Origin of the sequence: Carboxydothermus pertinax (assembly GCF_001950255.1) — a bacterium.
Lineage (GTDB): Bacteria > Bacillota > Z-2901 > Carboxydothermales > Carboxydothermaceae > Carboxydothermus > Carboxydothermus pertinax.
In genome coordinates this window covers 1-492 of the sequence record NZ_BDJK01000053.1, presented here as the reverse complement: position 1 = coordinate 492, position 492 = coordinate 1, and the positions used below count along the sequence as shown (strand labels likewise).

Genomic DNA, 492 nt, shown 5'->3' with positions numbered 1-492 from the left:
TAGCAAGGGCTACGGCAAGGTGCGTCTTCCCTACTCCAGGCGGCCCAAGGAATATTACGTTTTCTGCCCGGTGGACAAAGGCCATTGTGGCAAGCTCTTTTATCAGTTTTTCATCGATACTGGGCTGGAAGGTAAAGTCAAATTCCTTCAGGGTCTTTTTATACGGAAGCCGGGCGAGTTTTGACCTTACCTCGACATTTCGCCTTTGCCTTTCGGCAAGTTCAGTTTCAAGCAGATCATTTAAGAAATCAAGATATGTGCTATTTTCCCGCTGGGCCCTTTCAAGGAGGGCGTCAAGAAAAGCTGCTGCGCTTAAAAGCCCAAGTTCTTCAAGGTGGGAACGAGCTTTTTCAAGGTCTATCATACTGTGCCCACCTCCAGGAGGCTTTCGTAAACCCCCAGAGGACGCTTCTCAACTTCCAGGGAAGATAACTTGATCGCCCTCGGCCTGGGATAAAACATGCCCTCGGCTTCTTTTAGACCCTTGTACTG

At 49.2% G+C, this 492-nt stretch carries 2 pseudogenes; both read right to left on the bottom strand.

Annotation, left to right across the window (positions count from 1 at the left end):
- Nucleotides 1-364, bottom strand: a pseudogene (gene istB / locus cpu_RS09950) (IS21-like element ISChy4 family helper ATPase IstB); the annotation flags it as partial.
- Nucleotides 361-492: pseudogene (locus tag cpu_RS13470) on the bottom strand (IS21 family transposase); the annotation flags it as partial. The pseudogenes cpu_RS13470 and istB, both read right to left, overlap by 4 nt.